Source organism: Telmatospirillum sp. J64-1, assembly GCF_006980715.1.
In the GTDB taxonomy this organism is placed as follows: Bacteria; Pseudomonadota; Alphaproteobacteria; order Rhodospirillales; family Magnetospirillaceae; genus Oleiliquidispirillum; species Oleiliquidispirillum nitrogeniifigens.
Genome location: NZ_SBHN01000023.1, coordinates 1 through 26,650, shown reverse-complemented (window position 1 = coordinate 26,650; position 26,650 = coordinate 1). Strand labels below are relative to the sequence as shown.

Annotated in this window: 25 protein-coding genes and 1 tRNA gene; 11 read left to right on the top strand and 15 right to left on the bottom strand. The window is 65.7% G+C overall.

What is annotated here, in order from left to right; translation table 11 throughout:
• Positions 1–6 precede the first annotated feature (6 nt).
• On the top strand, positions 7–1,374 hold the full coding sequence (locus EPD66_RS19095; RefSeq protein ID WP_142850116.1) for an efflux transporter outer membrane subunit: 1,368 nt from the start codon (positions 7–9) through the stop codon (positions 1,372–1,374).
• A gap of 59 nt (positions 1,375–1,433) precedes the next feature.
• Here EPD66_RS19095 and EPD66_RS19090 read toward each other — a convergent pair whose 3' ends face one another.
• The 8 genes from EPD66_RS19090 to EPD66_RS19055 all read right to left on the bottom strand — a co-directional run bounded on the left by EPD66_RS19090 (position 1,434) and on the right by EPD66_RS19055 (position 9,234).
• Positions 1,434–2,315, bottom strand: a complete 882-nt coding sequence (locus EPD66_RS19090) for an energy transducer TonB (RefSeq protein WP_221931030.1) — start codon at positions 2,313–2,315, stop codon at positions 1,434–1,436.
• Positions 2,312–2,716 (bottom strand): biopolymer transporter ExbD, encoded by a 405-nt coding sequence (locus EPD66_RS19085; RefSeq protein ID WP_142850115.1) that lies wholly within the window; start codon positions 2,714–2,716, stop codon positions 2,312–2,314. Before EPD66_RS19085 ends, EPD66_RS19090 begins: the two co-directional genes overlap by 4 nt.
• Before the next feature lie 15 nt (positions 2,717–2,731).
• Positions 2,732–3,121, bottom strand: a complete 390-nt coding sequence (locus EPD66_RS19080; RefSeq protein ID WP_142850114.1) for a biopolymer transporter ExbD — start codon at positions 3,119–3,121, stop codon at positions 2,732–2,734.
• A 1-nt stretch (position 3,122) separates the two neighbouring features.
• Complete coding sequence (locus EPD66_RS19075) at positions 3,123–4,052, bottom strand: MotA/TolQ/ExbB proton channel family protein (protein WP_255448583.1); 930 nt, start codon at positions 4,050–4,052, stop codon at positions 3,123–3,125.
• Between the two features lie 217 nt (positions 4,053–4,269).
• Complete coding sequence (locus tag EPD66_RS19070) at positions 4,270–5,379, bottom strand: DUF1513 domain-containing protein (protein WP_142850113.1); 1,110 nt, start codon at positions 5,377–5,379, stop codon at positions 4,270–4,272.
• Positions 5,360–6,451 (bottom strand): imelysin family protein, encoded by a 1,092-nt coding sequence (locus EPD66_RS19065; RefSeq protein ID WP_142850112.1) that lies wholly within the window; start codon positions 6,449–6,451, stop codon positions 5,360–5,362. The genes EPD66_RS19070 and EPD66_RS19065 overlap by 20 nt, the downstream gene beginning before the upstream one ends.
• A gap of 6 nt (positions 6,452–6,457) precedes the next feature.
• Entirely contained in the window at positions 6,458–7,903 is a 1,446-nt protein-coding gene (locus EPD66_RS19060; protein ID WP_255448582.1) for a di-heme oxidoredictase family protein, read from the bottom strand.
• Between the two features lie 59 nt (positions 7,904–7,962).
• On the bottom strand, positions 7,963–9,234 hold the full coding sequence (locus EPD66_RS19055; protein WP_142850111.1) for an imelysin family protein: 1,272 nt from the start codon (positions 9,232–9,234) through the stop codon (positions 7,963–7,965).
• Positions 9,235–9,420: 186 nt separating this feature from the next.
• On the opposite strand from EPD66_RS19055, the gene EPD66_RS19050 reads away from it, so the two are divergent.
• On the top strand, positions 9,421–11,508 hold the full coding sequence (locus EPD66_RS19050; protein WP_142850110.1) for a methyl-accepting chemotaxis protein: 2,088 nt from the start codon (positions 9,421–9,423) through the stop codon (positions 11,506–11,508).
• 35 nt (positions 11,509–11,543) lie between these two features.
• Here the strand turns inward: EPD66_RS19050 and EPD66_RS19045 are convergent, their stop codons facing one another.
• Entirely contained in the window at positions 11,544–11,861 is a 318-nt protein-coding gene (locus tag EPD66_RS19045; protein ID WP_142850109.1) for a hypothetical protein, read from the bottom strand.
• A 242-nt stretch (positions 11,862–12,103) separates the two neighbouring features.
• On the opposite strand from EPD66_RS19045, the gene EPD66_RS19040 reads away from it, so the two are divergent.
• The gene (locus tag EPD66_RS19040; protein WP_142850108.1) at positions 12,104–12,676 is read left to right on the top strand and encodes a DNA-directed RNA polymerase subunit alpha C-terminal domain-containing protein; all 573 of its coding nucleotides are present in this window, start codon (positions 12,104–12,106) and stop codon (positions 12,674–12,676) included.
• A gap of 109 nt (positions 12,677–12,785) precedes the next feature.
• On the opposite strand, the gene EPD66_RS19035 is transcribed toward EPD66_RS19040, so the two are convergent.
• Positions 12,786–13,253: a hypothetical protein gene (locus EPD66_RS19035; RefSeq protein WP_142850107.1), complete on the bottom strand. Its 468-nt coding sequence runs from the start codon at positions 13,251–13,253 to the stop codon at positions 12,786–12,788.
• A 389-nt stretch (positions 13,254–13,642) separates the two neighbouring features.
• Here EPD66_RS19035 and EPD66_RS19030 point away from each other — a divergent pair, with 389 nt between their 5' ends.
• The 4 genes from EPD66_RS19030 to EPD66_RS19015 all read left to right on the top strand — a co-directional run bounded on the left by EPD66_RS19030 (position 13,643) and on the right by EPD66_RS19015 (position 17,070).
• Positions 13,643–14,482 carry a CsgG/HfaB family protein gene (locus EPD66_RS19030; protein WP_185961510.1) on the top strand — a complete coding sequence of 280 codons (840 nt, stop codon included), beginning with the start codon at positions 13,643–13,645 and terminating at the stop codon, positions 14,480–14,482.
• On the top strand, positions 14,469–15,677 hold the full coding sequence (locus tag EPD66_RS19025) for a hypothetical protein (protein ID WP_142850105.1): 1,209 nt from the start codon (positions 14,469–14,471) through the stop codon (positions 15,675–15,677). Before EPD66_RS19030 ends, EPD66_RS19025 begins: the two co-directional genes overlap by 14 nt.
• Positions 15,678–15,750: 73 nt before the next feature.
• Positions 15,751–16,164, top strand: coding sequence for a hypothetical protein (locus tag EPD66_RS19020; RefSeq protein WP_142850104.1), 414 nt, complete (start codon positions 15,751–15,753; stop codon positions 16,162–16,164).
• Positions 16,165–16,188: 24 nt separating this feature from the next.
• Entirely contained in the window at positions 16,189–17,070 is an 882-nt protein-coding gene (locus tag EPD66_RS19015; protein WP_142850103.1) for a tetratricopeptide repeat protein, read from the top strand.
• 43 nt (positions 17,071–17,113) lie between these two features.
• Here the strand turns inward: EPD66_RS19015 and EPD66_RS19010 are convergent, their stop codons facing one another.
• Positions 17,114–17,521 carry a response regulator gene (locus EPD66_RS19010; protein WP_142850102.1) on the bottom strand — a complete coding sequence of 136 codons (408 nt, stop codon included), beginning with the start codon at positions 17,519–17,521 and terminating at the stop codon, positions 17,114–17,116.
• A gap of 289 nt (positions 17,522–17,810) precedes the next feature.
• Here EPD66_RS19010 and EPD66_RS19005 point away from each other — a divergent pair, with 289 nt between their 5' ends.
• Entirely contained in the window at positions 17,811–18,377 is a 567-nt protein-coding gene (locus EPD66_RS19005) for a Crp/Fnr family transcriptional regulator (protein WP_185961509.1), read from the top strand.
• A gap of 76 nt (positions 18,378–18,453) precedes the next feature.
• Here the strand turns inward: EPD66_RS19005 and EPD66_RS19000 are convergent.
• The 4 genes from EPD66_RS19000 to EPD66_RS18985 all read right to left on the bottom strand — a co-directional run bounded on the left by EPD66_RS19000 (position 18,454) and on the right by EPD66_RS18985 (position 23,024).
• Positions 18,454–18,528: transfer RNA gene (locus EPD66_RS19000), tRNA-Gln, on the bottom strand.
• 54 nt (positions 18,529–18,582) lie between these two features.
• Positions 18,583–19,467: a 4-(cytidine 5'-diphospho)-2-C-methyl-D-erythritol kinase gene (locus EPD66_RS18995; RefSeq protein WP_142850100.1), complete on the bottom strand. Its 885-nt coding sequence runs from the start codon at positions 19,465–19,467 to the stop codon at positions 18,583–18,585.
• Positions 19,464–21,194, bottom strand: a complete 1,731-nt coding sequence (locus tag EPD66_RS18990; RefSeq protein WP_142850099.1) for a tetratricopeptide repeat protein — start codon at positions 21,192–21,194, stop codon at positions 19,464–19,466. Before EPD66_RS18990 ends, EPD66_RS18995 begins: the two co-directional genes overlap by 4 nt.
• A gap of 189 nt (positions 21,195–21,383) precedes the next feature.
• Positions 21,384–23,024 (bottom strand): electron transfer flavoprotein-ubiquinone oxidoreductase, encoded by a 1,641-nt coding sequence (locus EPD66_RS18985; protein WP_142850098.1) that lies wholly within the window; start codon positions 23,022–23,024, stop codon positions 21,384–21,386.
• A gap of 103 nt (positions 23,025–23,127) precedes the next feature.
• Here EPD66_RS18985 and EPD66_RS18980 point away from each other — a divergent pair, with 103 nt between their 5' ends.
• The 3 genes from EPD66_RS18980 to moaB all read left to right on the top strand — a co-directional run bounded on the left by EPD66_RS18980 (position 23,128) and on the right by moaB (position 26,421).
• Positions 23,128–23,952, top strand: a complete 825-nt coding sequence (locus tag EPD66_RS18980; RefSeq protein WP_142850097.1) for a uracil-DNA glycosylase family protein — start codon at positions 23,128–23,130, stop codon at positions 23,950–23,952.
• A gap of 119 nt (positions 23,953–24,071) precedes the next feature.
• Positions 24,072–25,895 (top strand): lytic transglycosylase domain-containing protein, encoded by a 1,824-nt coding sequence (locus EPD66_RS18975; RefSeq protein ID WP_142850096.1) that lies wholly within the window; start codon positions 24,072–24,074, stop codon positions 25,893–25,895.
• Positions 25,882–26,421 (top strand): molybdenum cofactor biosynthesis protein B, encoded by a 540-nt coding sequence (gene moaB, locus EPD66_RS18970; RefSeq protein WP_142850095.1) that lies wholly within the window; start codon positions 25,882–25,884, stop codon positions 26,419–26,421. Before EPD66_RS18975 ends, moaB begins: the two co-directional genes overlap by 14 nt.
• The last annotated feature ends 229 nt before the right edge of the window (positions 26,422–26,650 follow it).

The window sequence follows — 26,650 nt, the reverse complement described above, 5'->3', positions numbered from 1 at the left end:
GGACATATGGCAACCAACCGACCCCTTCTTCTCGCCGTGGCGATGGCCTTCGCCGTTGGCGGCTGCGCTCCCCAGACCTTGGGTGAGCGTCCCGCCGTGGCCGTGCCTGCCGCCTGGACCTCGGGCGGACAGCAGGGCGTGGCCGCCGTGCCCGATGCCTCCTGGTGGACGGCCTTCGAAAGCCCGGAACTGACGCGCCTGCTCGATCAGGCCGCCGCGAACAATCCCGATTTGGCCGCGTCGCGCCAGCGTATCGCCCAGGCCATCGCCCAGGTCGAGGTGGCGGGGGCGGGGCTGCTGCCGACGCTCGATGGCTCGGGCAGCGCCACCCGCAACTGGAGCGGCGAAGGCCGCACCAGCAACGCCTTCCGCCTGGGCCTGAGCGCCGCCTACGAGGTGGATGTCTGGGGCCGCAACCGCTATGCCGCCGAAGCCGCCGAGGCCTCCTATGCGGCCAGCGAGTTCGATCACCGGGCGGCCGAGCTGAGCCTCGCCGCGCAGGTCGCCACGGCCTATTTCCAGTATCTGTCCGCCAATGACCGCATCGCCAATGCCCGGCGCATCCTGGCGATTGCCGAACGGGTGCTGTCCCTGGTCGAGACGCGGGAAAGCTTCGGCACCGCCTCGGGCCTCGACCTCGCCCAGCAGCGTCTGGCCGTTGCCAGCCTGCGTGCCAATCTGCCGTCGCTGGAACAGTCGCGGGTGCAGACCCGCAATGCCCTGGCGGCCCTGCTCGGCCTGCCGCCCCAGGACCTGGCGCTGGAAGGGGAAAGCCTGCAAAGCATCAGCCTGCCCGCCATCAGTCCCGGTATCCCGGCGGAAGTGCTGGAACGCCGTCCCGACCTGCGCCGTGCCGAGGCCCAGCTTGTCGCCGCCCAGGCCAATCTGGGTGCCGCCCGCGCGGCCATGTTCCCGTCCATCCGCCTGACCGGCAGCACCGGCTATTCCAGCGACGAACTCGCCAACCTGTTCTCGCCCTCGGGCCTGATCAGCAGCTTGGCGGCCGGTCTGACCGCGCCCCTGTTCGACGGCAACCGCCTGGCCGGTCAGCGCGACGCCGCCGAGGCCCGCGAGGCGGAAGTCGTCGCCAATTACCGCTCGGCCGTGATTTCGGCCTTCCAGGATGTGGAGGACGCGCTGGCGGCGGTGCGCTTCAGCGACGAGTTGCAGCGGGCGCAGGAAGCCTCCGCCGTCCAGGCGCGGCAGGCCTATGAACTGGCGGAAGTGCGCTACCGCACCGGGGCCATCGATTTCCTGAGCGTGCTGGATGCCCAGCGCAGCCTGTTCCAGCAGGAAGACGCCCTGGAACAGGTCCGTCTCGCGCGCCTGACCTCGGTGGTCGGCCTGTACCGGGCCCTGGGCGGGGCCTGGTAGGACGAAAACGGAAAAGGCCAGGGTTCCTGACGGACCCTGGCCTTTTCTTTCCTCTTCGCTCAGCGCATGAAGAACTGGATCGGCACGACCAATTCCAGACGGTTGCCGGACATGTCCGCAGGCATGGGGGGCAGGGGAGAAGCCTCCTGGATCAGCTTTTCGACGGCGCGGTCGAGCAGGGGGTAGCCCGAGCCCTTTTCGATCTTCCAGCTCAGCACATTGCCGCCCCGGTCGATGGCGAAGCGCAGCATGACGGTGCCCTGCTGGCGGCGGATCTGGGCGTGGCGGGGATATTCCTTGTGCCGTTCCAGCCAGGCCTGAATCTGGCCCAGATAGGTCGGGGTGGCACCGGGCCTGCCGCCACCGCTGGGCGCGGCGCTTTCGCCTTGGCCGGCCGTGCCCTGGGCGGCAGCGCCGACCTGGCCCTGATTGCCCGCCTCGGCGGTGGGGCCGGGGGCTGCTTCCGTGACCGGGTTGGGGGAAGGCGGCGCCTCGGTGCGCGGCTGCGGTTCGGGCTGCGGCTTGGGTTGGGGCTTCGGCTGCGGCTTGGGCTTCGGTTCCGGTTTCGGCTTGGGTTCCGGCTTGGGCTTGGGCTTGGGCTCCGGCTTCGGTTCGGGCTTGACCGGCTCGGCCTCGGTCACCGGCACGGCTTCCGGTTCAGGCTCGGGTTCCGGTTCGACCTCGGGTTCGGGCTCGGGTTCCGGCTCAGGCTCAGGCTCAGGCTCAGGCTCAACCACGGGCGGTGGCGGCGGCGCGCTGGCGGTGGCGCCGGCAGCGGCCCCGGCAGGTGCCAGGGCGACCTCGAAGCCTTGAAGGCCGGGCATGGGGGCGCCGGGTTTCGGTTCTTCCTTGTTCAGGCTGAAGGCGGCTGCGGCGTGCAGTCCCACGGCCACGGCAATGGCCACGGGCCAGTGCCGCTTGCGCATACGGATCTGCGTCATGACCGCCGCTCCAGGGCGAGCAGCATCACCCGTTCCACGCCCGCTTCCTTCAGCATTTCCATCACTTCGATCACATGCTCGGCCGGGGCCGCGCCATCGGCCTTCAGGCGCAGGAGCATGTCGGGCTCCCGAGCGCGGAAGGCGGCGACGGCCTTGTCCAGGCTGTCGGCGGTGATTTCGTTGCCCTCGAAGGCTAGGCGTCCGTCGGCGGCGATCAGCAGCAGGCCTTCGCCGGCCTCGGCCTCGGTCCCGCTGGCCATGACGGGCGGTTCCACGTCGAACAGGTCGGCCTTCTCCAGCACGCCGGCGATCATGAAGAAGATCAGCAGCAGGAAGACGACATTGATCAGCGGCAGAACGTTTTCCGGCTGTTCTCTCTCTTCGGTCTTGCGGAATTCCATGGCTTCACCGGCTCCTCAAGGACGCGACAGCGACACATTGGTCGCGCCCAGGGCGGCAGCCTGATCCATCACCTCCACGATGCGCTGCAGGGCCACCTGGTCCTCGGGCCGCAGGATGACCCGGCGGTCGGGTGTGGTTTGCAGGATCTTCTGCAATTCGGTTTCGAAACCGGCGGCATCGAGCGTCCGGTCCTCGATGATGATGCCTTCCTGGGTGACGCGGACCAGCAGGGCCGGATTGGCGGCGCTTCGCGACGTCACCTGGGCGGGGGAGGAAAGGGACAGGCCCCGCCAGTCGTTGAAGCTCGACGCCAGCATGAAGAAGACCAGCAGGATGAAGACCACGTCGATCAGCGGTGTCAGGCTGACCAGTTGCCGGGTACGGGACGGACGGTGCAGACGCATGTCATTCGGCGCTTTGCAGGGCGAGGCCGCGCTGGCCGCGGAACAGGTTTTCCGCCGGGGTGTGGGTGAAGACCTGGGTGGCGGAATCCTCCATGCGGCGCGCGATGCGGTCGACGACGCCTTCCAGCCAGTGATGGGCCGCCGCCGCCGGGATGGCGACCACCAGGCCCGCCGCCGTGGTCAGCAGCGCGACCCAGATGCCGCCCGACAGGATCGAGGGATCGACGCGGTTGCCAGCACCTTCCAGCGCCTGGAAGGCGTCGATCATGCCCATCACCGTGCCCAGCAGGCCGAGCAGCGGGCTCAGCGTGGCGACCAGGGCCAGGAAGCGCAGGCCGGATTTCAGCTCGTCCAACTGCAGCCCGGCGACGCGGGTCGTTTCCTCGCGCAGCTTTTCTTCGCTCAGGGTGCCGCGCAGCCGTCCGCGGATGGCGGTGTCCAGCACGCGGGCGACGGGATTGGGATGGGCTTCCAGGACGGGCAGGGCTTCGTCGCCCCGGCCGCCATGCCACAATTCCAAGGCGCGGTCGGCGGTGCCGTTGCCCCAGGCGCGGGCCAGGGTGAACTGGATCACCTTCATGACGACCAGGGCGGCGGCCAGGATCGACAGGGCGGCGAGCACATACATGATCGGCCCGCCGGCCGCCATCAGGTCGAGTACCTTGTCGAAACCGGACAATTCCGCTCCGGTCGGGACAGGGGCCGAGAGGTCGAGGCCCGCAGGGGCTCCGTCCAGTCCGGCCGGAGCGCCCTCCAGTCCGGCCGGAGCGCCTTCCAGCCCGGTCGGACCGCCTTCCAATCCGGCCGGAGCAGCCTCCGGCCCGGACGGAATCGAAGGGGCGGCAAGGTCGGTTCCGGTGGCCGGTGGTTCGGCAAGCGCATTTCCAGAAAGCGTATTCCCAGAAGGCTCGTTTCCAGAAATCTCATCCATTGCCTTGCTCCTGCGATCCTGCGTTCAGACTAAGGTACGATATCAATAATCATTCTCAATAATACCCTCGGGTACGAAATGCAATAAAGTTCGTAAAAGGAGGGGTATTCATGCGGCCTATGCCGCCTTGCGAAGGCGGGGAAATATGCCTTCGGGGAGAGCGCGAAGGATGCAGGCACGCCCTTTCATTCCCAAAGGTACAGGACGCCGAAAACCATCAGAGGAGGGCCAGAAGGTGGTTGTCCCAGCGGCCCGAGCGCAGATAGCGCCCCGGCAATTCCGCCGTTTCGCCGCTTTCCGACCATGTCCAGGCGCCGCCCAGGCCGCTGCTCATGACGATCTCACCGGCGCCCGCGCCCGCCGCCACGCCGCAGCCGTCGGGAATCTTGACGCTGCCGAGGAAGCGCTTGCTCGCCGTGTCCCAGAAGCCGACGCGGTTGCCGCGCGGGCAGGAGGCGGCGGCCAGGCGCCCGCTCCGGTCCACGCAGATGCTGCCGGCGTAATTGGCCGTCTGCCCCGCCCAGTCGGCGGGCTGGTCCACCAGGGCAAGGGCGCCGGAACCATGCTGGAAACCGACCAGCGGCACGGCCTCGTCCTCGCCCCCCTGGTGCTGGCAGGCCAGGGCCACGCCGTCCTGTCCGAACAGGGCGAGATGGCGCATGCTGAGCAGGCGGAGGCTTTCGTCCAGCCGCCATTGTCCCAGCAGGGCGCCGGTGCGGCTGTCGAGATGGACCAGCGAGGAGTCCATGTCCTCGATATTCAGCTTGGCCCGGCCGTATCCGGGATGGGTGCGGATGCCGCCATTGGCGACCACCAGGGTTCGCCCGTCGGGCCGCATGCGGATGTCGTGGGGTTCGATGCCGTAGGAGGGAATCTCTCCGACCCGGCGCCAGGTGGCGCTGTCCCAGATGCCGATGACGCCGCGCCCGTCATTCTCGAAATCGTTCTCCGAGGTGAAGAGCAGCCGCCCGTCGCCGGAAAAGGCGGCATGGCCGTGGAAATGCCGGTCGGGCGGGGCGGTGAGCCAGCCCAGTTCACGGCCGCTGGGAAGATGGGCGGCGACGGCGAAGCTGCCCGGCCGCCGCGCCATCATGACGGCAATGCTCTTGTCGGGCGACAGGGCGATGCCGTGGCCGCGTCCCGGCAGGTCGATCTCGAAGACCTTCGCCCCTTGGTGGTCGAAGGCGGCGAAGACATGTTGTCCGGCCGCGTCCGAGCGGGCGCTGAGGAAAACCGGCCCTTCGGCGGCATGGGCGCCTTTCAGCGGCAGGCCTGCCGCCGCCGCCAGGACCAGGAAGCGGCGGCGGTCAATCACCATCGAGTGCATTGAAACCAATCCTGATGTTCAGCGCCGGGGCGATCTCGGCGCCCAGAAGGGTGGAGGCCTCCTTGAGGTCGGCGCGGATGGCATCGAGCTGCGTCCAGCCTTCCGGCGTGGCCATGACCGTTTCCATCGGGCCTTCCAGGGCGCGGGTCTTGGCCAGGGCGCGTTCCAGCGCGGCGCGCAGCCGCTCGTCCAGATCCGCCCGGCCTTCCGCCACCAGGGCGCGGGAGAAGCCTTGTCCGCCGCCGCCGGCATAGAAGGCGTTCAGGGCTTCGATATTGACGGCGAGGTTGCGGGCCGAACGGGCCGAGCGCCAGGATTCCAGACGGATGGTGCGGGCCTGTTCGGGGCTGTCGCCCATGGGATAGGCCAGTTTCACGTCGGCCAGGGCCTCGACCTGGGTATGCAGGGCGTTGAACATCTGCGAGGCCGCCTCGGCGGCGGAAGCATAGGGGCTGGAAGGCTCGCCGGCCGTGGCGATGCCGTCGCGGAAGCCGCCGGGCTTGGTCCAGTCCTCGCTTAGTTCCTGGCCGATGCCGGTCAGGTTGTGGGCGATGGCGGAGACGAGGCGGCAGCGGAAGGCGCTGTCCTCGCCGTCCAGAAGGCGTTCTGCCTGTTCGCCGAACAGCAGGTATTCCAAGGCGGGCAGGCCCTGGACGGCGACGCTGGCGAAGGTGAAGCGTCCGCCTTCCAGGATGCTGTCGTTCCGCGATTTCAGCAACTGTCCCATCTGGCGGTCGCTGGCATTCTTCTTGTCGGGCCAGAACTGCACGCGCTGCCCGCGCGAAAAGGCCTCGACCGGGCCGAAGGAGACATGCTGCACCCCTTGCCAGGCATCCATCACGCCGTGATAGCCCTGGCGCAGGGGCTCCAGCTTCTCGGCATCGGGAGCGGCGCAGAAGCCTTCCGCCTGCCGCCCGAGCGCGGCGGCGGCATCGGTGAAGCGCTGATAGCCGGGGATGACCTGTCCCTCGGCCACCGAAAGGGCCAGGGCCTTGTAGTCGGGCTCGGCCCAGGCGGCGGAGGAGAAGAGGGCGCTGCCCATCAGCAGGACGGTCAGGAAGGATTTCACCATCGGCTCCTAGAGGGAATTCAGGAAACGCAGCAGGGCGTCGCGGTCGGCCTTGGGCATGGCGATCACGCGGTCGCGGGCGGCCTGGGCCTCGCCGCCATGCCACAGAACGGCTTCCAGAACATCGCGCGCCCGGCCGTCATGCAGCAGATAGGTATGGCCGTTGACCGTCTCGGTCAGGCCGATGCCCCAGAGCGGTGCGGTGCGCCATTCGCTGCCCGATGCCGCGCCTTCCGGGCGGTTGTCGGCCAGTCCCTCGCCCATGTCGTGCAGCAGCAGGTCGGTATAGGGCCAGATTTTCTGGCCCGACTGCTCGGGCCGGTCGGGAAGAACGGCGGTGACATGGCTGGGCGTATGGCAGGCGGCACAGCCGCTTTCATGGAAGACGCGCTTGCCGTGCAGAACCTGGGGATCGGCCACGTCGCGGCGCGGCGGCAAAGCGAGGTTGCGGGCGTAGAAGGACACCAGGTCCAGCACTTCCTGGGGCACTTCATAGCCGTCATATTGTGGGTCCCCGCCATGGGGGGCGTCGAGGCAGGCCTGCTGGGCGGGGGTGCAGTCGCCGGAATTCAGCGGCACCAGGGGGGTGGACAGGCCCATGTCGCCGGCGAAGGCCTCGGCGCTTTGCTGCGCCACGCTCGGCGTGCCGGCCTTCCAGCCGAAGCGGCCCAGCATCACCCGGTCCTCTTCCAGGCTCCACACCCGTTGCGGCTTGCCGGAAATGCCGTCGCCATCGGCGTCGTCGGGATCGGCCAGGGCCAGGATCGCCTCTTCCGGAATCGCTTCCAGTAGCCCCAGCCCGATCATCGGTGGGGCGATGCGGGGCGAGATCATGACTTCGGGATGCATCTCGCCATAGCCCAGATTGGCAATGGAATAGGCGGGCTTGCGCAGGGAGGCCTGCTCGCCCTCGGACAATTCCACCGGGATTTCCTCGTATTCGATCACCATGCGGCCTTCCGCCACATGTCCGGCGAGGGAGAAATTCTGCAATTGCCCGCCATAGACCGGCTCGGGGATGACATTGACGCGCCTGGACTCCAGCAGCGCCCTCTGTTCCTCGTTCTGGGGCGGGATGGAGAGGCGCAGGAACATCGAGACGGCATCTTCGTCATTGCTGGCGGGCGGCTTGCCGCGCCCGTCCTTGAGATGGCAGTTCTGGCAGCCGCGGGCGTTGAACAGCGGCCCCAGCCCGTCGGCTGCCTTGGTCGAGCTGGGCGCGGTGACCCACAGGCGGCGGAAGAAGCCGTTGCCGATCTTGAAATCCATCTCCTTGGCGAAGCTCATATTGGCCGAGGGATGGGAGAAGGCGTCGCGGTTCAGCAGCTTGGCATGGGTGGTGGCGCCGCCCTGCATTTCCTCGCCCGGTTCGGGCGCCGAAAAATCGAGGTCGAGCGCCAGGGCCGGAGCCAGGGCGGTCATCACGACCAGGCTTGCGGCGATAAGATGTCTCACGGCTGCATTCCTCTTGGAATCGCAAAAGGGCGGGTGCCGCGGCACCCGCCCCATCCTGCTTACTGGCCGACCTTTTCCGGGGCGTCCAGGCTGTCGGAGCCTTCGAACTTGACCGCCGACAGGCTCAGCGCGGCGACCACCTTCTCCAGGCTGCGGGTCTGGCCCACCAGGGAGTCGATGGCGGCCTGGACCTTGGCATTGCCTTCCACGTTGCCGGCGCCGATCATCTGGTCATAGGCTTCACCGGCCTCGGCCGTCTGCACCAGCACGGTCATGCTGTCCATGGTGGCGTCCAGCTTGGCCTTCATGTCGGCATCCGCTGCCGCATCCTTGGCCACGGCGAGGCTGGACAGGCTGGGGCCGCTGACCTCGGTGCCGTCGATCCGGCGATAGCTGCCGAGATAGACATTGCGGATGCCCAGGGCGTTGTAATAGTGCGAGTTGTGGGTGTTGTCGCTGAAGCAGTCGTGCTCTTCCTCCGGATCGTGGAGCATCAGGCCCAGCTTCATGCGCTCGCCCGCCAATTCGCCATAGGACAGGCTGCCCATGCCGGTGACGATGCGGCCCAGGGCTTCCTCTTCCGGCAGGCCGAGCAATTCGACCCGCGCTTCTCCCTCGGCGCTCCAATACCCGGTCATTTCCTCCAGGTCTTCCACCAGCATGGCGGCTGCCGTCTGGAGATAGGCGGCGCGGCGGTCGCAATTGCCGCCGGTGCAGTTCTGCAGGTCGTAATCGGTATGGGGACGGTTCCCGGCGCCGGCCTCGGTGCCGTTCAGGTCCTGACCCCAGAGCAGGAATTCGATGGCGTGGTAGCCGGTGGCGACATTGGCCTCGACCTCTTCGGCCTCGTGCAGCACGTCGCGCAGCAAGTCCTTGGTGATCTGCGAGGTATCGACGGTCTTGCCGTTGATGGTCAGGGAGGTGCTGGCGATGACATTGGCGGTGAACAGAAGGTTCTCGCCCGATTCGTTGCCGTAATAATCCTGGTCGACGTAATCGATCAGGCCCTCGTCCAGCGGCCAGGCATTCACCCGCCCTTCCCAATCGTCGACGATGGGATTGCCGAAGCGATAGACCTCCGACTGCTGGTAAGGCACGCGCGCGGCGATCCAGGCTTGCCGCGCCGCTTCCAGCGTGTCGGGGCTGGGCTGGGCGACCAGGGCGTCGATGGCGCTTTGCAGGGCCTTCGCGCTGATCAGCGAATCCTCGTAAACGGCATGGGCGATATCGGCATAGGTGGTCAGAACGGCCCGGGTATCGGGCGAGGCCGCCAGGGCCGGTTGTGCGGCGAGACCACCGGCCAGGAGCGCAGCGGCAGCGAACAGCTTCATCGGAGAATACCCCTTTATCTCATGCGAGAATATACAGCTTTATCGCAAGTGCGAGTCATTATCAAGCTCAAGCATGGAGGGGTATACGGGATATACGATAGTTGAGGCTGTATTAACCATTGGGATATAGAAACCTTAGGTATCGAGTGGGTTAACGGCGCGCCATGGGCGCTATCAGGAGTAGAAATGAAACTTCAGGTCAGTGTCCGCGCTTCCCTCAGGGCCGCGATTCTCGTGCTTTCCCTGTTGGCCCTGCTAGCGAGCGGATTCGTCATCCTCCAAGAGAGGGAACATTATGCGCGGGCGGAGGAAAGCCTGCGCTATCTCGATGCGTTCGCAGGCGGTCTTGCGACGCTGCATCACTTGAATGTGGAGCGCGGGGCGTTGAATGCCGCCCTGCGGGCGCCCCAAGCGGCCAGCCAGGCGGAACTGGAAGGCTTTCAGCGGCAGATCGCCAATACCGATACCGCCTTGTCAGCCATCCGCGAGGGGCTGCGCGAGGAGGATGCCGCGCTTCGGGAACGGCTTGCGGAAACGGTACAGGCCTTGGCGCGGGTGCGGCAGGAGACACTCCGCCAGATCGCCCAGGGACCCGAGGCCCGAACTGCGTCGGTGGTGGGGGCCTATACGCCGGAGATGATGCGCATCAACGATCTGGTGATGAACGTCTCCACCTCGCTGGCGCTGACGCTCAAGCAGTTGGCGCCGGTGACGGGGGTCTATGTCGACATGGCCTTCGATGCCTTGAACCTGCGCGACGCCACCGGCCGGCGGACCACCTTGATGGTCAATACGGTGGCCTCGGGCGGCCCGATGTCCGCCGCGGACATGGATCTGTGGCTGAACCTGCAAGGGCGTATCGAACTGTTCTGGGACAATATCCGGGCCGCCTCGCAATCCCTGGGCAACCGTCCCATCGAGAATGCCGTGCGGGATGTGGAGCGGGTCTATATGGGCGAGATCGGCGCGATGTTCGCCGACCTCTTCGCTTCCGCCCGCGGCGATGCCAATTACGCCCTCGGCGTCGCCGAGATGCGGACCCGGAACAATGCCGCGCTGGCGACCTTGGTGAATATGCGGGAAGTGCCGCTGGAGGAGGCCAAGGGCGTGGCGGAGGCCAATCGTGCGGCCGCCCTGGAACGCCTCGTGGTGACGGGACTGGGCATGACGGTCGTGCTGGTCATCGCCCTGGTGATCATCCTGGCCTTCGAGCGGCGCGTCAGCAGGCCGCTGGCGACGCTGACGGCGCGCATCCTCGGCCTAGCGCGCGGGGATAACGACAGCGCCGTGGAAGGCGTCGAGCGCGGGGACGAGATCGGCAGCATCGCGCAGTCGCTGGAGGTGCTGCGGCAGAACGCCCGCAAGGCCGAGCAGCAGGCCCAGGCCATGCGGCAGATGGAAGAGGACCAGAAGCGCCGGACGGAAGAGGAAAGGCTGCGCATCGCCGAACAGTTCGAGGCTCAGGTCGGCGGTGTCGTCAAGGCCCTGGTGGGCATGGCCGACCTCTTCGGTCAGCGGGCCCAGCTCATGCTGCAGGCCGCCGAGACGACTTCCCTGCAGGCGACCACGGTGTCCTCGGCCGCCGAACAGACCGCGCGGAACGTGGATTCGGTCGCGGCCGCGTCCGAGGAACTGGCGGCTTCGAGCAGCGAGATCGGCACGCTGATCGCCCGCGCCACCAGCCTGACCGCCACCGCCGTCGCCGATGCCGACGGCGCCACCGGCAAGGTCGAAAGCCTGAACGAGGCGGCACGGCGGATCGGGGAAGTGGCGGATCTGATCGGCTCGATCGCCAATCAGACCAATCTGCTGGCACTGAACGCCACCATCGAGGCCGCCCGCGCGGGCGAGGCCGGCAAGGGCTTCGCCGTGGTGGCGAGCGAGGTGAAGGCCCTGGCGACCCAGACTGCCAAGGCGACGGAGGAGATTTCCAGCCAGATCCTCGCCGTCCAGCAGGCCACCGGCGAAACCAGCCAGGCGATTACCGGAATCAGCAGCAGGATCGGCACCATCGACGAAATCTCGGCCAGCATCGCTTCGGCGGTCGAGGAGCAGGGCGCGGCGACCCAGGAAATCGCCCGCAACATGAGCGAGGCCTCGGCCGGGGCGTCGGAGGTTTCCGGCACCATCGGCAGCATGCGGACGGCGTCTTCGGAAACCCGCGAGGCCGCCGAGGAAGTTTCCACCCAGGCGGCCGAATTGCGCCATCAGGTGGAGCAATTGCAGATCCACGTCACCGCTTTCCTCGACGGCATCCGCCAGCGGAGCGCGTGACCTCCTGATATCGGGTGGGGGCTGGGCGGTTCCGTTCAGTCCCCCGCCGTTTCGGCCACGCGCAGGATCTCCACGGCAGGCGGCGCGGTCAGGATCTCGCTGAAGGCGTGCATCCAGTTTCCCGTATCCTCGCTCGATCCCACGCCGCGCTGACGGAATTGGTCGAGCTGGTCCAGGCTCGTCAATTCGACTTCGAACAGCAGGGCCGCGCCGCCATGGCTGCGCGTCAGGGGAATCAGCAGCCGTGCCTTCAGGCCATTGGCGCGTGCCGCCTCGACCTCCTTGCGGATGAAGTCGATGGCGTTCCGGCGGTTGATCGGCAGCACATCATAGGAAAAGCGGGCGAGATACACGGCCACCTCCTGTTCGGCAATGAGGGCGGGACAAGAGGGTAAACAGGCTGCGCCCCCTTCTGTTCGGCACGCGGAGGCGCTTTGCCTCCTCTTCCGTATTCCGTGCCGCTCTTCTGGAGTTTCAAAGGGGTTAACTCAAAATCCCGGGTTGAGATCGGCTGGTGAATTGTCTGAAAATAAGAAAGATGGGAGTGAATTCTTCTTGAATAATTGTATCGGAAATTCACGTGCGGGGTATTGTTATGGGAAATATGATTTTTTCGGAAGACATTGTCGTTCCGGTAAGGAAGGACTATGAGGATAGTCTTGTTCCTTGCATCCCCATTTATTGTTTAGGCCTTTCGACAAGGTCGCTGAACGCATTGGCCAAGAACGGCATCCGCTATGCCGGCGACATCCTGTCGCGCAGCCGCGAGGAGATGAAGCTGCTGGAAGGCTTCGGCCTGCGGGCCGAGGCGCTCTTGTACGAGAAGCTGAACGAGCTGATCCAGGAAGGCGGAACCGGCAGCACCGAGTGGTCGCAGAAGAAGCGGGAACTGGCGGAGAAATACGAACTGGAGATCGCGGCGGCCTATCGCAACCGGGGCCTTCAGGGGGTGAAGGACCTGGCGCGCAGCACGACCCTCACGGATGACGCCGCCGGTGAGGAGTTTTGCGCCAGTTGCCGCTTCTGGGTGGCGGAAGGCAGCGGGCAGAAGGCGACGCACGGTCTTTGCCGCCGGCACAGTCCCGTGATCGGCCGTCTGGGCGGGCGTGTCTGGTCCTGGCCGGAAACCAGCGCCGGGGATTGGTGCGGGGATTTCGACCGCCGCTAGTTCCTTTTTTCCTGTCGTCCGTTCCAAGGCGGCGCTGTCGGGCAGATGTCCCCGGCGGCGCCGCCTTTCTCATTTCACGGTCCGGCCCGAGGCGGCAGACCGGTCTTCGTCACATCCGTCCCAGGTCGTCGAGTTGTGCGATCCAGCGGTCGATGGAAGACGCGCTGGTCGGGGCGGTGGCGGCGGTGATGGGGCCGTCTTCCGAAAGGCCGCTGAACCAGTCCGGCGCGGCGGGCGGCCGCGACCACCACAGCCAGGGCTGTGTGTTCTCGCCCCAATATGCCTGCTCGCGGGGGAGATAAGGGGCCGCGGGCTGGCGCATGAAGGCCTGACCGTGGAAGCGCTCCACATCCAGCACCATTCCTTGCGGCGTGCGGATCATCTGGTTGGGGCGGATGCCTTCCAACCGGTCGCGCAGCATGGCCTGGCGATAGGCCATGCTCATGCCGACGGCCTCCTGTCCTGCCCGGGAGAAGCTGAAGGGCTGGTCACTGATCTGCGCCATAGACGGCCCGGCCAGTGAGATTGCGACCAGGGCTGCCGAAAGCCCGGTTCCTACCTTGGCCATGAGGGTCATGACATCCTCCCCTGCCGTAGCAAGGACTTACGATGGTCTTGCCTTGGATATTTGGCACCGGCAGGCCCCTTTGTCATCTGGCCTGATGGAGAGGGGAGGGGCTCTCTGCCGCTCCCGGCGGTTACCACCAAGGGATTCCCTTTTTGCGACTCCTCTATCCGAATTCTCGCGGAAGGAGAATGTCAGAAATACGCATGTAATGCTGGATTGCCTCTATTGCCATATATTTTTTGTGCTCTCTTTTTGACACAGTCCGACTGCAGCCACGGAAGTCTTCTGAAAGACGATCAAAGATCTCGTGGAAGACGGAATAATAATATCCGTTACAGGCGTGGCGCGTCGGGTGTGAAGGGTCACAAGGCCTCGAGAGGAGTGCGATGAGACGAATCATGAAGAAAGCCGCGCCTTTGGGCTTCCTTGCCTTGGCCGGTTGCGCGGCGCCGGGACATTATCCCGCCGAAGGCGTCCGGCCGTCTTTCAGCTTTCCGGTCACCACCAATCACACGCCTTACAGCCAATGTCTTTCGGAGCTGGGCACGACCGGTGGCAGCAACCTGCCGTCCTTCGCGGTGGGCGAGATCGCCGACAAGACCGGGCAGTTCCGCAGCGGCGTCAATCATAACAGCACCTGGTCCTCGCAAGGGATCGCGGAAATGCTGATGAGCGCGCTTTACAAGACGCGCAAGGCGCGCCTGGTGGAACGCTTCGACCTGCGCATCCCGCTCGCGCAGTTGAAGATGGTCGAGCAGAACCTGACGCCGCGCGAGGCGGGGCCGCAGCCGGGCATGATCCGCGGCAGCGACTTCGTGATCCTGGGGGCGCTGACCGAGCTGAACTACAACATCGTTTCGGAAGGCGCACGCCTCGCGATCTCGGGCATCGGCGGCGGCGGCCGGTCGGTCATCATGAATGTCGGCCTGGACCTGCGCGTCGTCAACTCACGCACCTTCGACGTCAACTATGTGACGTCTTTGCAGAAACAGATCCACGGCTACGAAGTCGAAGCGAACGTCTTTCGTTTCTTCGGCACACAGCTTGTCGAGTTCGATGCGGGCCGTATCCAGAACGAACCCCTTCAGCTCGGCATCAGATCCGTCGTCGAGATGGCCGCTTACCAGATCATGACGGATTTCCTCGGTCTCCCCAGCCGCGAAGACTGCCGGGTGATGGAGACGAAGTTCATGGATGGCTACCTCAATAATGAAAGGAATAATCATGACCTCTCGTAAGTCGATGTTGAAGGCCTCGGCGGCAGCCCTGGCCTTCGCGGGGATGGCTGCCGCCACGCCGGCCGCCGCCTTCGATGCCGTTAATTGGACCTGGAACAACACCGTCGATCAGACGATCAGGATCGGTATCGATATCGATGCCACCAACACCTTCATCCCGACGGGGATCACCCAACTCGAACGCCTGCAGGTCAGCGTCGGGGACCAGACCTCCTTCACCAATGTCAACCGCACCCAATTCCTGGCGGCCGAAGGCGACACCAATTACCTGCCGATCGTCGCTGTCCAGAATGCCTCGCTTGACCAGAATGCCCTCGCCCTCGCCCTGGCGGGTGCGCTGAACGTCAATGCCGGCCTGGGTGGTGCCGGCGGTGGTGCCGGTGGCGGTGGCGGTGGTGCCGGTGGTGGCGGCGGCGGCGGCGGCGGTGGCGGCGGTGTCGAGATCGATGGCGATGCCCTGGCCGCTGCCCTGGCGGCCGCGGGGAATATTGGCGCCATCATTCAGGTGATGAATATCGACCTGACCGACCTGCCGACCTTCGAAGCGCTGGATGCCCGCGATCATCTGGGCCGTCTGGACGCCTCCGCCACCTCCATCTCCAACCTGGCCAGCGTGCAGAGCGACGTCGCGACCTTCGTGCATGACGGTCAGGTGGCCTTCGGCGACTTCAATGCCGTGGACACGCCGTCGGAATATCTGCAGGCGCTGGCGGCCGGCCTCGTCACCGCGCTGGCCGTCCCCACCGGCAACCAGTCGCATGACGCCCTGGTCGCCGCCGCCATGGCGGCCCAGTTCGGTTTGATCGAGCAGGGAAACAATCAGGCCACCGCCCTCGGCCGGGAGGTCGTGAACGCCAACCTGAACCTGTCGGCCACGGCGGCGGGCAACCTGCACAGCATCACCGTCGGTCCCGATGCCCCCGTCGTGGCCAATGCTGCTTCCAACCCGCCGGATTTCGTGACCAACAGCATCGCCATCGCTGACCTGACCCAGTTCAGCTACATGAACAACGATTCCCGTGCGATCGCCACCGATCTGGTGGTCAGCGGCTACAGCCATCTCGGCAAACTGGCCGACCAGTACGGCACGCCCATCGCGGTCAGCACCGTGGCGGCCAGCTCGTTCGGCAATATGTCCAGCGTGACCAACCGCGTCGGCGGCCTGGCTCCGCTGCCCTACAACGTCACCCCGTAACCCCTGCCTTCCGGGTGGGCGATGCTTCGCCCACCCGGTCTTTTTCCCTTTCCTCTCCCGCGGAGATCAGATCATGAAACGGGCAATCCTCGGCTTGGCGGTGCTTTCCCCTTTCGTCCTGGCGTCGGTTCCTTCCTTCGCCCAGCCCATGGGCACGGAATCCTACAGCTTTCCCGCCCGCAATCCCTCCTTCGCCGCGCAGGTCGAACTGACCCGCAGGAATGGCGGCGGTGGCGCCGGCGGCGTGGGGACGCTGAACCAGTACGTGACCAACTACAATTCCAACTCGACCTCCATCGGCAACATGACCGAGATCACGCAGATCCTCGAAGGCGGGTCTTCGGCCTGGCTGGATTACAACAACAGCCAGAACAGCCACGGCAACCAGGGCTCGTCGGCCAATACCAGCACCACGGTCAACAACAGCCAGACCGTCAACACCTCCTCTTCGTCCCAGAGCGGGCCCGGCGACAGCGCCGCCAACTGACCTCGGCTTCCAGGAGATTCCGCCATGCACAGTTCCGCCCTTCTTCTCGCCGCAGGCCTTGCCGCCTTCGTCCTGACGGGCGGCCCGGCCCGGGCCGGGGATGCCCAGCCCAGCCTGGCGGAGGCGGTCGAGGCCGGGGACCCGCAGGCGCAATATCTCGCCGCCGTCCTGATCTTTTCCGGCAAGGCCGAGGCCGAACCCGCCGTGGCGGTCGCCTTGCTGCGCCGGGCGGCGGGGAAGGGATATGCACCGGCCGCCTATCTGCTCGGCGTGTTGCATCTGCGCGGCGCCGGTGTCGAGGCTTCGCCGGAGAAGGCCGCGATCCTGTTCCGTGCCGCCGCCGAGCAGGGCGATGCCGATGCCCAGAACGGTCTGGGCCAGTTGCTGCACCAGGGGGTGGGGCTGGCCCGCGACGACAGGGAGGCGCTGGCCTGGTTCGAGAAGAGCGCCGCGCAGGGTTCGTCGGCGGCCAAGGCCAATCTCGGTCATATGTATCTCAACGGTTTCGGCACCGCCCCCGATCCCGGCAAGGCGCTGGCTCATATCCGACCCGCCGCCGAACAGGGCTTGGCCGAGGCGCAGCATAACCTGGCCTGGATGTATCAGATGGGCAAGGGCGTGGGGCAGGACGACGCCGAGGCGGCGAAATGGTACCGCAAGGCCGCCGAGGACGGCCATGTCCCGGCGCAGTTCAACCTGGGTCTGCTCTATGCCCTGGGCCAAGGGGTGGAGAGCAATCCGGCGGAAAGCCTCAAATGGCTTTCCCTGGCGGCGCTGTCCCCCGATCCCGCCATCCGCCGCAAGGCGGAGAAGCATATGGCCATCGTCTCCGCCGCGGCCGGGCCAAGCGCGGTGTCGGACGGCATCATGGAAGCCCGGAAATGGTTGATCGCCAGAGGGAAGTAGCCGGGAAGCGACAAGCCCGCGCGGTGTTCGAGCGGAAACGGTTCTAGACGGCCTCTTCCGGCTTTTGCTCGATATTGGAGAGCAGGTCCTCGGGCCGGTAGGGCTTGATGAGGAGTCCCCATCCCTGCGCGGCGATCCGGGCCTGGGTGTCGGGCGAGGTGTCGCCCGTCGTGATGACCACTTTCGCATCCGGGGCGCAAAGCGCGGTCACCTTGGGCACTTCATCGAGGGCGGTTTGCGTGCCGAGCAGATAATCGGCGACGAGGAGATGCGGCTGGATGCCGCTCGTGGCGATCTGGTCCGCCAGTTCCGTACCGGAAGACCCGGCGATGACGTGGATTCCCTGGGCCTCGAGCAGCAATGTCACGGCGATCCGTACCGCCTTGTCGTCCTCCAGCAGGGCGATGGTCGTCGTTCCGTTGCTCGGCACATCCATAGAAATCAGATCCACGTTTCAATATCGCTGGAAAGTTATCCAGATAATTTTCTCTGCTGTCTGTACGCTTGCGTACAGACAGCAGAGAAGGCTGTGACAATTTTTGCCGGCTGAACTTGTGTAAGCGTCCGGCTGTTGAACCGGTAAGCAGTCTCGCACAGCGATGCCGGAGAAAATTCTTATGGAGAGTCGTAACTTCATTCTGGGCAGTCTTACTCCAGATGAAGAGAAGTTGATCCGACCCTATCTGAGCCGCGTTTCCTTGCCGCACAAAATGATCTACTACAGGTCCGATGAGCCTATCTTGCATGTATGGTTCATCGAGCGCGGTTGTGCTTCCGTGATCAATATCCTGCCCGATGGCGGTGCGGTCGAGGTCGGCACGATCGGCAACGAGGGACTGGTCGGCACGCCCATCCTGCTGGAAACGGATCGGATGATCTGTCGGTGCGAGATGCAGATTCCGGGCGACGGATGGCAGATGCCGGCACAGATGCTCACCGCCGCCCTGCGCCAGAGCGAGACATTGCGGGTGAAGCTGCTGCGCTTCGCCCAGGTGCATTTCAACCAGGTCGCCCAGACGGCGGCCTGCAACCGCCTCCACAGCCTCGAGGAACGCTGCGCCCGCTGGCTGCTGATGAGCCGGGACCGGGCCGGCGACACCTTCGCCCTCACCCATGAATATCTCGCCGTCATGCTGGGCGTCCGGCGGGCAGGGGTGACCGTGACCCTCAATATCCTGCAAAAGGCCGGTCTGATCCGTCACACGCGGGGATATATCACCATCACGGACCCGGCGGGACTGGAGGAAGTCTCCTGCGATTGCTACAGGATCATCCGCGACGACCTGAAACGCCTGCTGCCGCAGTGAACGGCTTACCCATGGCAGGGGCCGTGCGGATGATGGGAAAGCGGCTGGCCGCTGGTCTGTCGGGGGATGTGGAAGATGGCTGGGGCGCCTGGATTCGAACCAGGGAATGGCGGTACCAAAAACCGCTGCCTTACCGCTTGGCTACGCCCCACCGGGAAGGGAGGCGGAGAATATTCCGGAATCGGTGGGGACGCAAGGGGGTGTTTTAGGATTTTTCCGCAGGCAGCAAGGGGCAGGCGGACAACCACCATTGGGGGCGGGTCAGGCCGAGAATGCGGGCGGCGCTGCGGGCTTCTTCTTCCGCCCCGAAGAGGCCGAAGCAGGTGGCGCCGCTGCCGGACATGCGGGCGATCAGGCAGCCGGGCTGGGCGTCCAGCGCCGACAGGCAATCGGCGATGACGGGAGCCAGGGAGATGGCGGCGTCGGTCAGGTCGTTGCGGCGGCGGCTCAGGGCCTCGGCCAGGGCGCGGGCGTCGGCGGGGGACTCGGTCAAGGGATCGGCGGGCAGGAAATCGCCGCTGCGGGCGCGGAAGACGGCCGGGGTGGACAGGGCGATGCCGGGATTGACCAGGACCAGCCAGGCCGGAGGCAAGACAGGGGCGGGGGTCAGGCCGTCGCCCACGCCTTCCATGCGCATGGGCCGTCCGGCCAGGCAGACGGGGATGTCGGCGCCCAGGGACAGGCCGATCTTGTGCATCTCCGCCGCCGGGACGTCCAGCTTCCACAGGCGCGCCAGTCCGGTCAGGGCGGCGGCCGCATCGGCCGAGCCGCCGCCGATGCCCGAGGCCACCGGCAGGTGCTTGTGGAGCTCGATCCGCGCGCGGGGTGGGATTCCGGCCCAGGCGGCCAGGGCGCGGGCGGCCTTGAGGACCAGATTGTCGGCGGGATCTTCGCCGCGCAGCTTGTCGGCCTGGGGACCGGCCAGGGAGAGCGTCAGCTCCTCGGCGGGCCACAGGCGCAGGCGGTCGCCGGCTCCGGCGAAGACCACCAGGCTTTCCAGCAGGTGATATCCGTCTTCCCGGCGGCCGGTGACATGCAGGGTGAGATTGACCTTGGCCGGAGCGAAGAGATCCAGCGCAGGGTCGCTCATGGCAGGCCCTGCTTGAGCTTCTGCTCGATCTTGGCCTGCAGGTCGGGCTCGGGATTGTGGCTGAGCGCTCGGCGCCACTGGAAGCGGGCTTCCTCGGTACGGCCGACCTTCCACAGGGCATCGCCGAAATGGTCGTTGATCACCGGATCGGCGGGGCGCAGCTCGACGGCGCGTTCCAGATACTGCACCGCCCCCGGATAATCGCCGGTCTTGTAGAGAACCCAGCCCAGGCTGTCGACGATATAGCCGTCATTGGGGCGCAGCTCGACCGCCTTCTGGATCATGCGCTTGGCCTGGTCCAGGTGGACGCCCCGCTCGACCCAGCTATAGCCGAGATAGTTGAGCACGTAGGGCTGGTCCGGTTCCAGTTCGAGCGCCTGCAGGAAGTCGCGCTCGGCCTCCGGCCAGCGGTCGGATTGCTCGTAGGCGATGCCGCGCGAATAGAGCAGCGGCCAGTGGTGGCGCTCGATTCTCTCCAGCCGTGTCAGGGCCTCGGAATAGGCGTCGATGGCTTCGGGGAACTTCCTGGTGCCGCGCAGGACTTCGCCCAGGCTGACCAGGGCGTCGTGGCGCATCGGGTCCTTGGCGGCGAGGTCGCGCAGCAAGGCGATGGCTTCGTCGCTGCGGCCCATTTCGTTGAGGTTGCCCGCCACCCGCAACTGGGTAGTCCACCACAATTCCTCGGAAGGATCGATGGCGAGATAGGCGGCATTGGCCTCTTCCAGGCGGTTCAGCCCCTGCAGCAGGTCGCCGACCAGCAAATAGGCCAGCGGCAGGTTGGGCTCCAGGTCCAGGGCCATGCGGGCGAACAGCAGGGCCATGTCCGGCGCGTTGCTCTGGCGCATTGTGGTGGCGGCGCCGAAGAAGGCCTCGGCCATGCCCTGGCGCGCATCGGCCACCGGCCGTTCCACCGAGGAACCCTGCGCCAGCATGCGGGCGCTGTCGAACAGCACGGCTTCCGGATTGTGGCTCTGGTAGCGGGTGTAGAGGGCCTGCGCCTTGTCCATCTGGCCGGTGCGCTGATAGAAGGAGCCGACGGCGCGGATCGAGCGCAGGGTCAGGCCCGCGGTGCCGGCCACGGTGTTGCGGTAGTAATCCTCCGCCACCTTGGGCTGGTCGGCGAGGTCGCTGATCAGGGCGGCGTGGAAATCGTGGATGGCGGCGAAACTGCTGGTTTCAGACAAGGGCTGCAAGGCCGTCAGCGCCTTGTCGTAATCACCGGCGCCGACGCGGGCCCAGGCGCTGATCAGCGGCGTCATGAAGCTGCCCAGGCCGCGCTTGGGCAGGAATTCCACATGGCGCTCGGCCATGGACCAGTCCCCGGCCTTGGCGGCGCGGGACGCCAGCAGCAGGCGGGCGAGGCTGTTGGTGTCTTCGAAGGTCAGCAGGCGGCGGGCCAGTTCCTCGGCCTGTTCCATGTCGCCCTCGATCGCCATCAGCACGAAGGCGCGCGACAGCAGTTCGGGGTTCTCGGGGTCGCTTTCCAGGGCGTGAAGATAGAAGCTGGCGGCTTCACCGGCGGCGAACTGGCCCTGGGCATGCCGGGCGGCAAGGTAATTGCCGAAGCCGGAACGGCCCATGGAGATTTCCTGGGCGATCTCGGCCGGTTGGTGCTGCACCGGGTTCTTCTCGCTATGGGCGGCAGCACAGGCGGGCAGAAGGGCCAGGGCACCAAGAATCGCTGCACGACGAAAGGCGGGGCTGAGACGGACAGCCATTGGGGTCATCACCAACTCCAACACTCGACCGCACGGCACTCCCTGTCCGGGAGCGTCCGCGACCACTCCAAAAGGGGAGGGCGGGCGGACTCTAGCCCACGGTCCTGGGACACAACAAGGGATTCCGCTTCCTCTAAAGTAGTAGCGGCGGCCGGAAAGGAAAGGGCCGGACTGAAATTAGTCCGGCCCTTCAAGGGGTTACATATTGGGATAATTCGGCCCGCCGCCACCCTGCGGCACCACCCAATTGATGTTCTGGGTGGGGTCCTTGATGTCGCAGGTCTTGCAGTGGACGCAATTCTGGGCGTTGATCTGCAAGCGTGGGTTGCCGCCGTCATCCTCCCGCACGATTTCGTAGACGCCGGCCGGGCAGTAGCGCTGCTCGGGCGCATCGTACTGGGCCAAGTTGATCTCGACCGGCACCGAGGGATTCTTCAGCTGAAGATGGATCGGCTGATCCTCTTCATGATTGGTGTTGGAGATGAAGACCGAGGACAGCTTGTCGAAGGTCAACACGCCGTCGGGCTTGGGATAGTCGATCCTCGGCGCTTCGCTGGCCTTCTTCAACTGGGTATGGTCCTCGTGGTTGTGGAAGGTCCACGGCGCCTTGCCCCGGAACAGATAGGTGTCGATCGCCGAATAGGCGAGGCCGCCCCACAGCCCCTTGTGGAAGGAGGGGCGGATGTTGCGGGCGCGGTGCAATTCGTCCCACAGCCAGGTCTGCTTCAGCTTCTCGGGATAGGCCGTGGCTTCGTGGGCCTGTTCGTTGCTGGAGGCCAGCAGGTCGAAGACGGCCTCGGCGGCGGTCATGCCCGACTTCATGGCGGTGTGGCTGCCCTTGATCTTGGGCACGTTCAGGAAGCCTGCCGTATCGCCGATCAGCAGGCCGCCGGGGAAGGTCAGCTTGGGGATCGACTGGAAGCCGCCCTCGGAAATGGCGCGCGCGCCATAGGCGATGCGCCGCCCGCCCTCGAAGGTGTCGCGGATGGCCGGGTGGGTCTTGAAGCGCTGGAATTCGTCGAAGGGCGAGAGATGCGGGTTCTGGTAGTCCAGCCCGATCACGAAGCCCACCGCCACCTGGTTGTTCTCCAGGTGATAGAGGAAGGAGCCGCCATAGACGTCGCTGGTCAGCGGCCAGCCCACGGTGTGGACGACCTTGCCCGCCTTGTGCTTGGCCGGGTCGATCTCCCACAATTCCTTGATGCCGATGCCATAGGTCTGCGGGTCGCAGTCCTTGCGTAGGTCGAAGCGCTCGAACAGGGTCTTGGTCAGCGAGCCGCGGCAGCCTTCGGCGAAGATGGTCTGGCGGGCATGAAGCTCGACGCCCGGTTCGAAATGGGCGGTGGGCTGGCCGTCGCGGCCGACCCCCATGTCGCCGGTGGCGACGCCTTTGACCCGGCCGTCCTCGTGATAGAGCACTTCGGCGGCGGCGAAGCCGGGGAAGATCTCGACGCCCAGTTCCTCGGCCTGGGTCGCCAGCCAGCGACAGAGATTGCCCAGGCTGATGATGTAATTGCCGTGATTCTGCATCTGCGGCGGCGTCAGGGGGGACTTGATCGCCTTGGTCTCGGTCAGCAGCAGGAAGCTGTCTTCCGTGACCGGGGTGTTCAGCGGCGCTCCCTTTTCACGCCAGTCGGGAATCAACTCGTCCAGGGCATGGGGTTCGAAACAGGCGCCGGACAGGATATGCGCGCCCACTTCCGAACCTTTTTCCAGCACGCAGACGGAAAGTTCGCGTCCGGCGTCCTGGGCAAGCTGACGCAGGCGGATCGCGGCAGCCAGGCCAGATGGCCCGGCGCCGACGATCACCACGTCAAATTCCATCGATTCCCGTTCCATAGTCCTTCCCCTAGTCAGGCAACTCTCTTACGCTGATGTGCTCTATATCACGAGCGCGGCCGAGGGTCGCGTCAGAATATTTCGTAAAGGTCGGTTCCTGCGCATGTCTATTACTCAGTCGGCATACGAGCTTCTGCGCTGGTACGTCGATGCCGGTGTCGACGAAGCCATCGGCGAGATCCCGGTGGATCGCTACGCCGCTGCCGCGCGTGCCGCTGCGCCTGTCCGTCCGGCATCGCCGCCGCCAACCTTCCACCCGGAAACGGCCCCGCGTCCGGAAATAGGACGCGGGACCCTTGAACAAAGAGCCCCCGAGCAGAGAAGCAACGCAGCGCATCTTGCGGCAGAATGCAAGAGTCTTGATGAATTGTATGCCGCGATCGATTCCTTCGAGGCCTGTCCGTTGAAGATGACGGCGCGGAGGACCGTCTTCGGCGACGGCAATCCCAAGGCGCAGGTCATGCTGGTCGGCGAAGCCCCCGGCGCCGACGAGGACCGCATCGGCCGCCCCTTCGTCGGGGTGAGCGGGCAGTTGCTCGACCGTATGCTGGCCTCGATCGGACTGGACCGCAGCACCTGCTACATCACCAATATACTCCCCTGGCGCCCGCCGGGGAACCGCAAGCCGTCCCTGCCCGAGGTCGAGATGATGCTGCCCTTCGTCGAGCGGCATGTGGAACTGGTGGACCCGGCGGTGATGCTGCTGCTGGGCGGTGCCGCCGCCTCGGCGCTGCTGGCCCGCAACGAGCCGATCTCCCGGCTGCGCGGACGCTGGTTCGACTATGCCACGCCGGGGCTTCAGCGTCCGGTGGCGGCGCTGGCGACCTTCCATCCGGCTTTCCTGCTGCGCACGCCCGGTCAAAAGAGGGAGGCTTGGCGCGATTTTGTTACACTGCGCCAGAAGATTGATTTCCTTAATATTTTTTAAGCCTTTCTCCAAAAGTTGGAGTCTCCCCTCCCTTGTGATGCTTGCAGCGCCCTCGGAACGGCATCTATAACCGTCGCGGTTCATGATGATGTCGTTCCATAACGCGCGGAGACCGAGACGTGCGAAAGAAGCTGCTGCCAGCCTTGCTGGCCGCGACGATGGCCCTGTCGGGCCCGGCCTCGGCCGAAAGCACGCCCGCCTCCACGGCCGGCGACAAAGTCGCTACCTTGGGCTCCGGCGCCATCCGGCAGGGCCGCAAGGCTGAGATCCCCAAGCCGCTCTCGGTTGCGGATGCCGGACGCTATACCAGGATATTCGAGCTTCAAGGCAAGGGGCAGTGGGGGCAGGCGGATCGCCTGATCGCCCAGCTTGAAGACCGGATGCTGTTGGGCCATGTGCTGGCGCAGCGGCTGCTTCATCCCCATTACAAATCCCCCGCCGCCGAACTGGTCGCCTGGATGGCGGAATATGCCGACCATCCCGACGCCGACAGGATTTATAGCCTGGCCCGCAAGCGCGCCCCCGGCCAGAAGATCAAGTCGCCGCAAAGCAGCTATCTGGACGGCACCGGCATCCGGACACGCAATACCGGCGCCGATTGGGAAGACCTCAGCTACGAGCGCACGGGCCTCAGCGCTGCCCAGCGCAACAAGATCCGCGAGATCAAGACCCGCGCCCGCAGCATGGTCCGCCAGGGCCAGGCCGAGTCGGTGCTGGCGATGCTCGACGAGCCCCGGGTCAAGCTGGCGCTGGATCAATACGATGCCGACGACTTGCGGACCCTGGTCGGGGCCGGTTTCTTCGCGGCGGGCGAGGACAAGCGGGTCATCGAATTGCTGACGCCGGTGGCGAAGCGGTCCGGCGACGTCATCCCCTGGGCCCATTGGAAGCTGGCCCTGGCCCTATGGCGCCAGGGCGACCATGAAAAGGCGCGCCCGCATTTCGAGGCGGTGGCGCGCGGCCGGGATGACGGCTCGGGCTGGATGATCGCCGCCGGGGCCTATTGGGCGGGACGGGCCAACTTGGTCACCCGGCGGCCCGAGGCGGTCAATCACTGGCTGGAGATCGCCGCCGAGCATTCCCGTACCTTCTACGGCCAACTGGCCCGCCGGGCGCTGAACATGGGCTCCACTTTCTCGTGGGAACAGGCGCCCTTCACCGACCTGGACGCCGAGCTGATCCAGCGCGTCGAGCGCGGCAAGCGCATCCTGGGGCTGATGCAGATCGGACGCCGCGACTTGGCGGAGGAGGAGATCCGCCGCCTCGCCCCCAGTGCTACTCCAGCCCTGACGACGGCCTTGCTGGCCCTGGCCAATGCCGGGGGAATGCCGGAAGTGGCCTTGCGCCTTGGCAGCGTCGTGGCTTCGCAGGACGGCCGCTTCCATGATGCCGTCAGCTTCCCGATGCCGCCCTGGCAGCCCCAGGGCGGCTGGAAGGTGGACAAGGCGCTGGTCTTCGCCATCGTGCGCCAGGAATCCACCTTCGTCCCCACGGCGGTCAGCCCGGCGGGTGCGGCGGGGCTGATGCAGCTGATGCCGGCGACGGCGCGTTTCCTGGCCGGCGGCCCGGTGGAGCGGAGCCGGCTGCTCGACCCGGAATACAATCTCAGCCTGGGCCAGACCTATATCCAGCGTCTGCTGGACGATCCGGCGGTGCAGGGCAATCTGTTCAAGCTGGTGGTCGCCTATAACAGCGGGCCGGGCAATCTGCAGCGCTGGCTCGACACCCTGGACTACCAGGGCGATCCGCTGCTGTTCATCGAAAGCATCCCGGCGCGGGAAACTCGGATCTTCATCGAAAAAGTGATGTCCAATTTCTGGATTTACCGCCACCGTATGGGCCAGCCGGCTCTTTCGCTCGATCATCTCGTCTCGGGGGAATGGCCGCTTTATGATGCCATGGACCGAGTGCAGCGACAGGTGGCCAAGAATGTCTCGAATTGACGAAACCAAGCCCTTTCTGCCCGTCAACATCGCGGTGATGACCGTTTCGGACACACGCAGCGAGGAAGACGACAAATCCGGCCGTACCCTGGTCGAACGCATCGAGGAAGCCGGACACAAGGTCGCCGCCAGGGTGATCGTCAAGGATGATGTGGCCGACATCACCGCCCAACTGCGGGCCTGGATCGACGATCCGGGGGTGGATGTGGTGATCTCGACCGGCGGTACCGGCGTGACGGGGCGCGACGTCACCCCCGAAGCCTTCCATGCCGTCTACGACAAGGAAATCGTCGGCTTCGGCGAGATGTTCCGCTGGATCAGCGTCGCCAAGATCGGCAGTTCCACCATCCAGTCCCGCGCCACGGGGGGCGTTGCCAACGGCACCTATCTCTTCGCCCTGCCGGGTTCACCGGGCGCCTGCCGCGACGGCTGGGACGAGATCCTGAAATGGCAGCTCGATTCCCGCCACCGGCCCTGCAATCTGGTGGAACTGATGCCGCGCCTGAAGGAACATCTGAAGGGCTGAGGGTTTTCCTGGGCGCAGCCCAAACCCGCAAAGGGGCTTGGCCCCTTTGCTCCTTTGCCTTTTATAAAGAGGCTGAACGCTAGTCCATGCTTCGAGACGCCGCTTCGCGGCTCCTCAGCATGGAGACCTTTGCGCGGGGGAGGATCGGCCTTTTAGGTGGCAAATCGAGGCTGCTTTGCCCTTAACAAAACCGCCGCCAGAGCTTGATCTCTGGCGGCGGTCTACGTTT

What these genes read in the sequence shown, in the direction of transcription:
- EPD66_RS19095 (WP_142850116.1), top strand. Translation starts at nt 7, where the DNA reads ATGGCAACCAACCGACCCCTTCTTCTCGCCGTGGCGATGGCCTTCGCC.
- EPD66_RS19090 (WP_221931030.1), bottom strand. Translation starts at nt 2,315, where the DNA reads ATGACGCAGATCCGTATGCGCAAGCGGCACTGGCCCGTGGCCATTGCC.
- EPD66_RS19085 (WP_142850115.1), bottom strand. Translation starts at nt 2,716, where the DNA reads ATGGAATTCCGCAAGACCGAAGAGAGAGAACAGCCGGAAAACGTTCTG.
- EPD66_RS19080 (WP_142850114.1), bottom strand. Translation starts at nt 3,121, where the DNA reads ATGCGTCTGCACCGTCCGTCCCGTACCCGGCAACTGGTCAGCCTGACA.
- EPD66_RS19075 (WP_255448583.1), bottom strand. Translation starts at nt 4,052, where the DNA reads ATGGATGAGATTTCTGGAAACGAGCCTTCTGGGAATACGCTTTCTGGA.
- EPD66_RS19070 (WP_142850113.1), bottom strand. Translation starts at nt 5,379, where the DNA reads ATGCACTCGATGGTGATTGACCGCCGCCGCTTCCTGGTCCTGGCGGCG.
- EPD66_RS19065 (WP_142850112.1), bottom strand. Translation starts at nt 6,451, where the DNA reads ATGGTGAAATCCTTCCTGACCGTCCTGCTGATGGGCAGCGCCCTCTTC.
- EPD66_RS19055 (WP_142850111.1), bottom strand. Translation starts at nt 9,234, where the DNA reads ATGAAGCTGTTCGCTGCCGCTGCGCTCCTGGCCGGTGGTCTCGCCGCA.
- EPD66_RS19050 (WP_142850110.1), top strand. Translation starts at nt 9,421, where the DNA reads ATGAAACTTCAGGTCAGTGTCCGCGCTTCCCTCAGGGCCGCGATTCTC.
- EPD66_RS19040 (WP_142850108.1), top strand. Translation starts at nt 12,104, where the DNA reads ATGGGAAATATGATTTTTTCGGAAGACATTGTCGTTCCGGTAAGGAAG.
- EPD66_RS19035 (WP_142850107.1), bottom strand. Translation starts at nt 13,253, where the DNA reads ATGACCCTCATGGCCAAGGTAGGAACCGGGCTTTCGGCAGCCCTGGTC.
- EPD66_RS19030 (WP_185961510.1), top strand. Translation starts at nt 13,643, where the DNA reads ATGAAGAAAGCCGCGCCTTTGGGCTTCCTTGCCTTGGCCGGTTGCGCG.
- EPD66_RS19025 (WP_142850105.1), top strand. Translation starts at nt 14,469, where the DNA reads ATGACCTCTCGTAAGTCGATGTTGAAGGCCTCGGCGGCAGCCCTGGCC.
- EPD66_RS19020 (WP_142850104.1), top strand. Translation starts at nt 15,751, where the DNA reads ATGAAACGGGCAATCCTCGGCTTGGCGGTGCTTTCCCCTTTCGTCCTG.
- EPD66_RS19015 (WP_142850103.1), top strand. Translation starts at nt 16,189, where the DNA reads ATGCACAGTTCCGCCCTTCTTCTCGCCGCAGGCCTTGCCGCCTTCGTC.
- EPD66_RS18995 (WP_142850100.1), bottom strand. Translation starts at nt 19,467, where the DNA reads ATGAGCGACCCTGCGCTGGATCTCTTCGCTCCGGCCAAGGTCAATCTC.
- EPD66_RS18990 (WP_142850099.1), bottom strand. Translation starts at nt 21,194, where the DNA reads ATGACCCCAATGGCTGTCCGTCTCAGCCCCGCCTTTCGTCGTGCAGCG.
- EPD66_RS18985 (WP_142850098.1), bottom strand. Translation starts at nt 23,024, where the DNA reads ATGGAACGGGAATCGATGGAATTTGACGTGGTGATCGTCGGCGCCGGG.
- EPD66_RS18980 (WP_142850097.1), top strand. Translation starts at nt 23,128, where the DNA reads ATGTCTATTACTCAGTCGGCATACGAGCTTCTGCGCTGGTACGTCGAT.
- moaB (WP_142850095.1), top strand. Translation starts at nt 25,882, where the DNA reads ATGTCTCGAATTGACGAAACCAAGCCCTTTCTGCCCGTCAACATCGCG.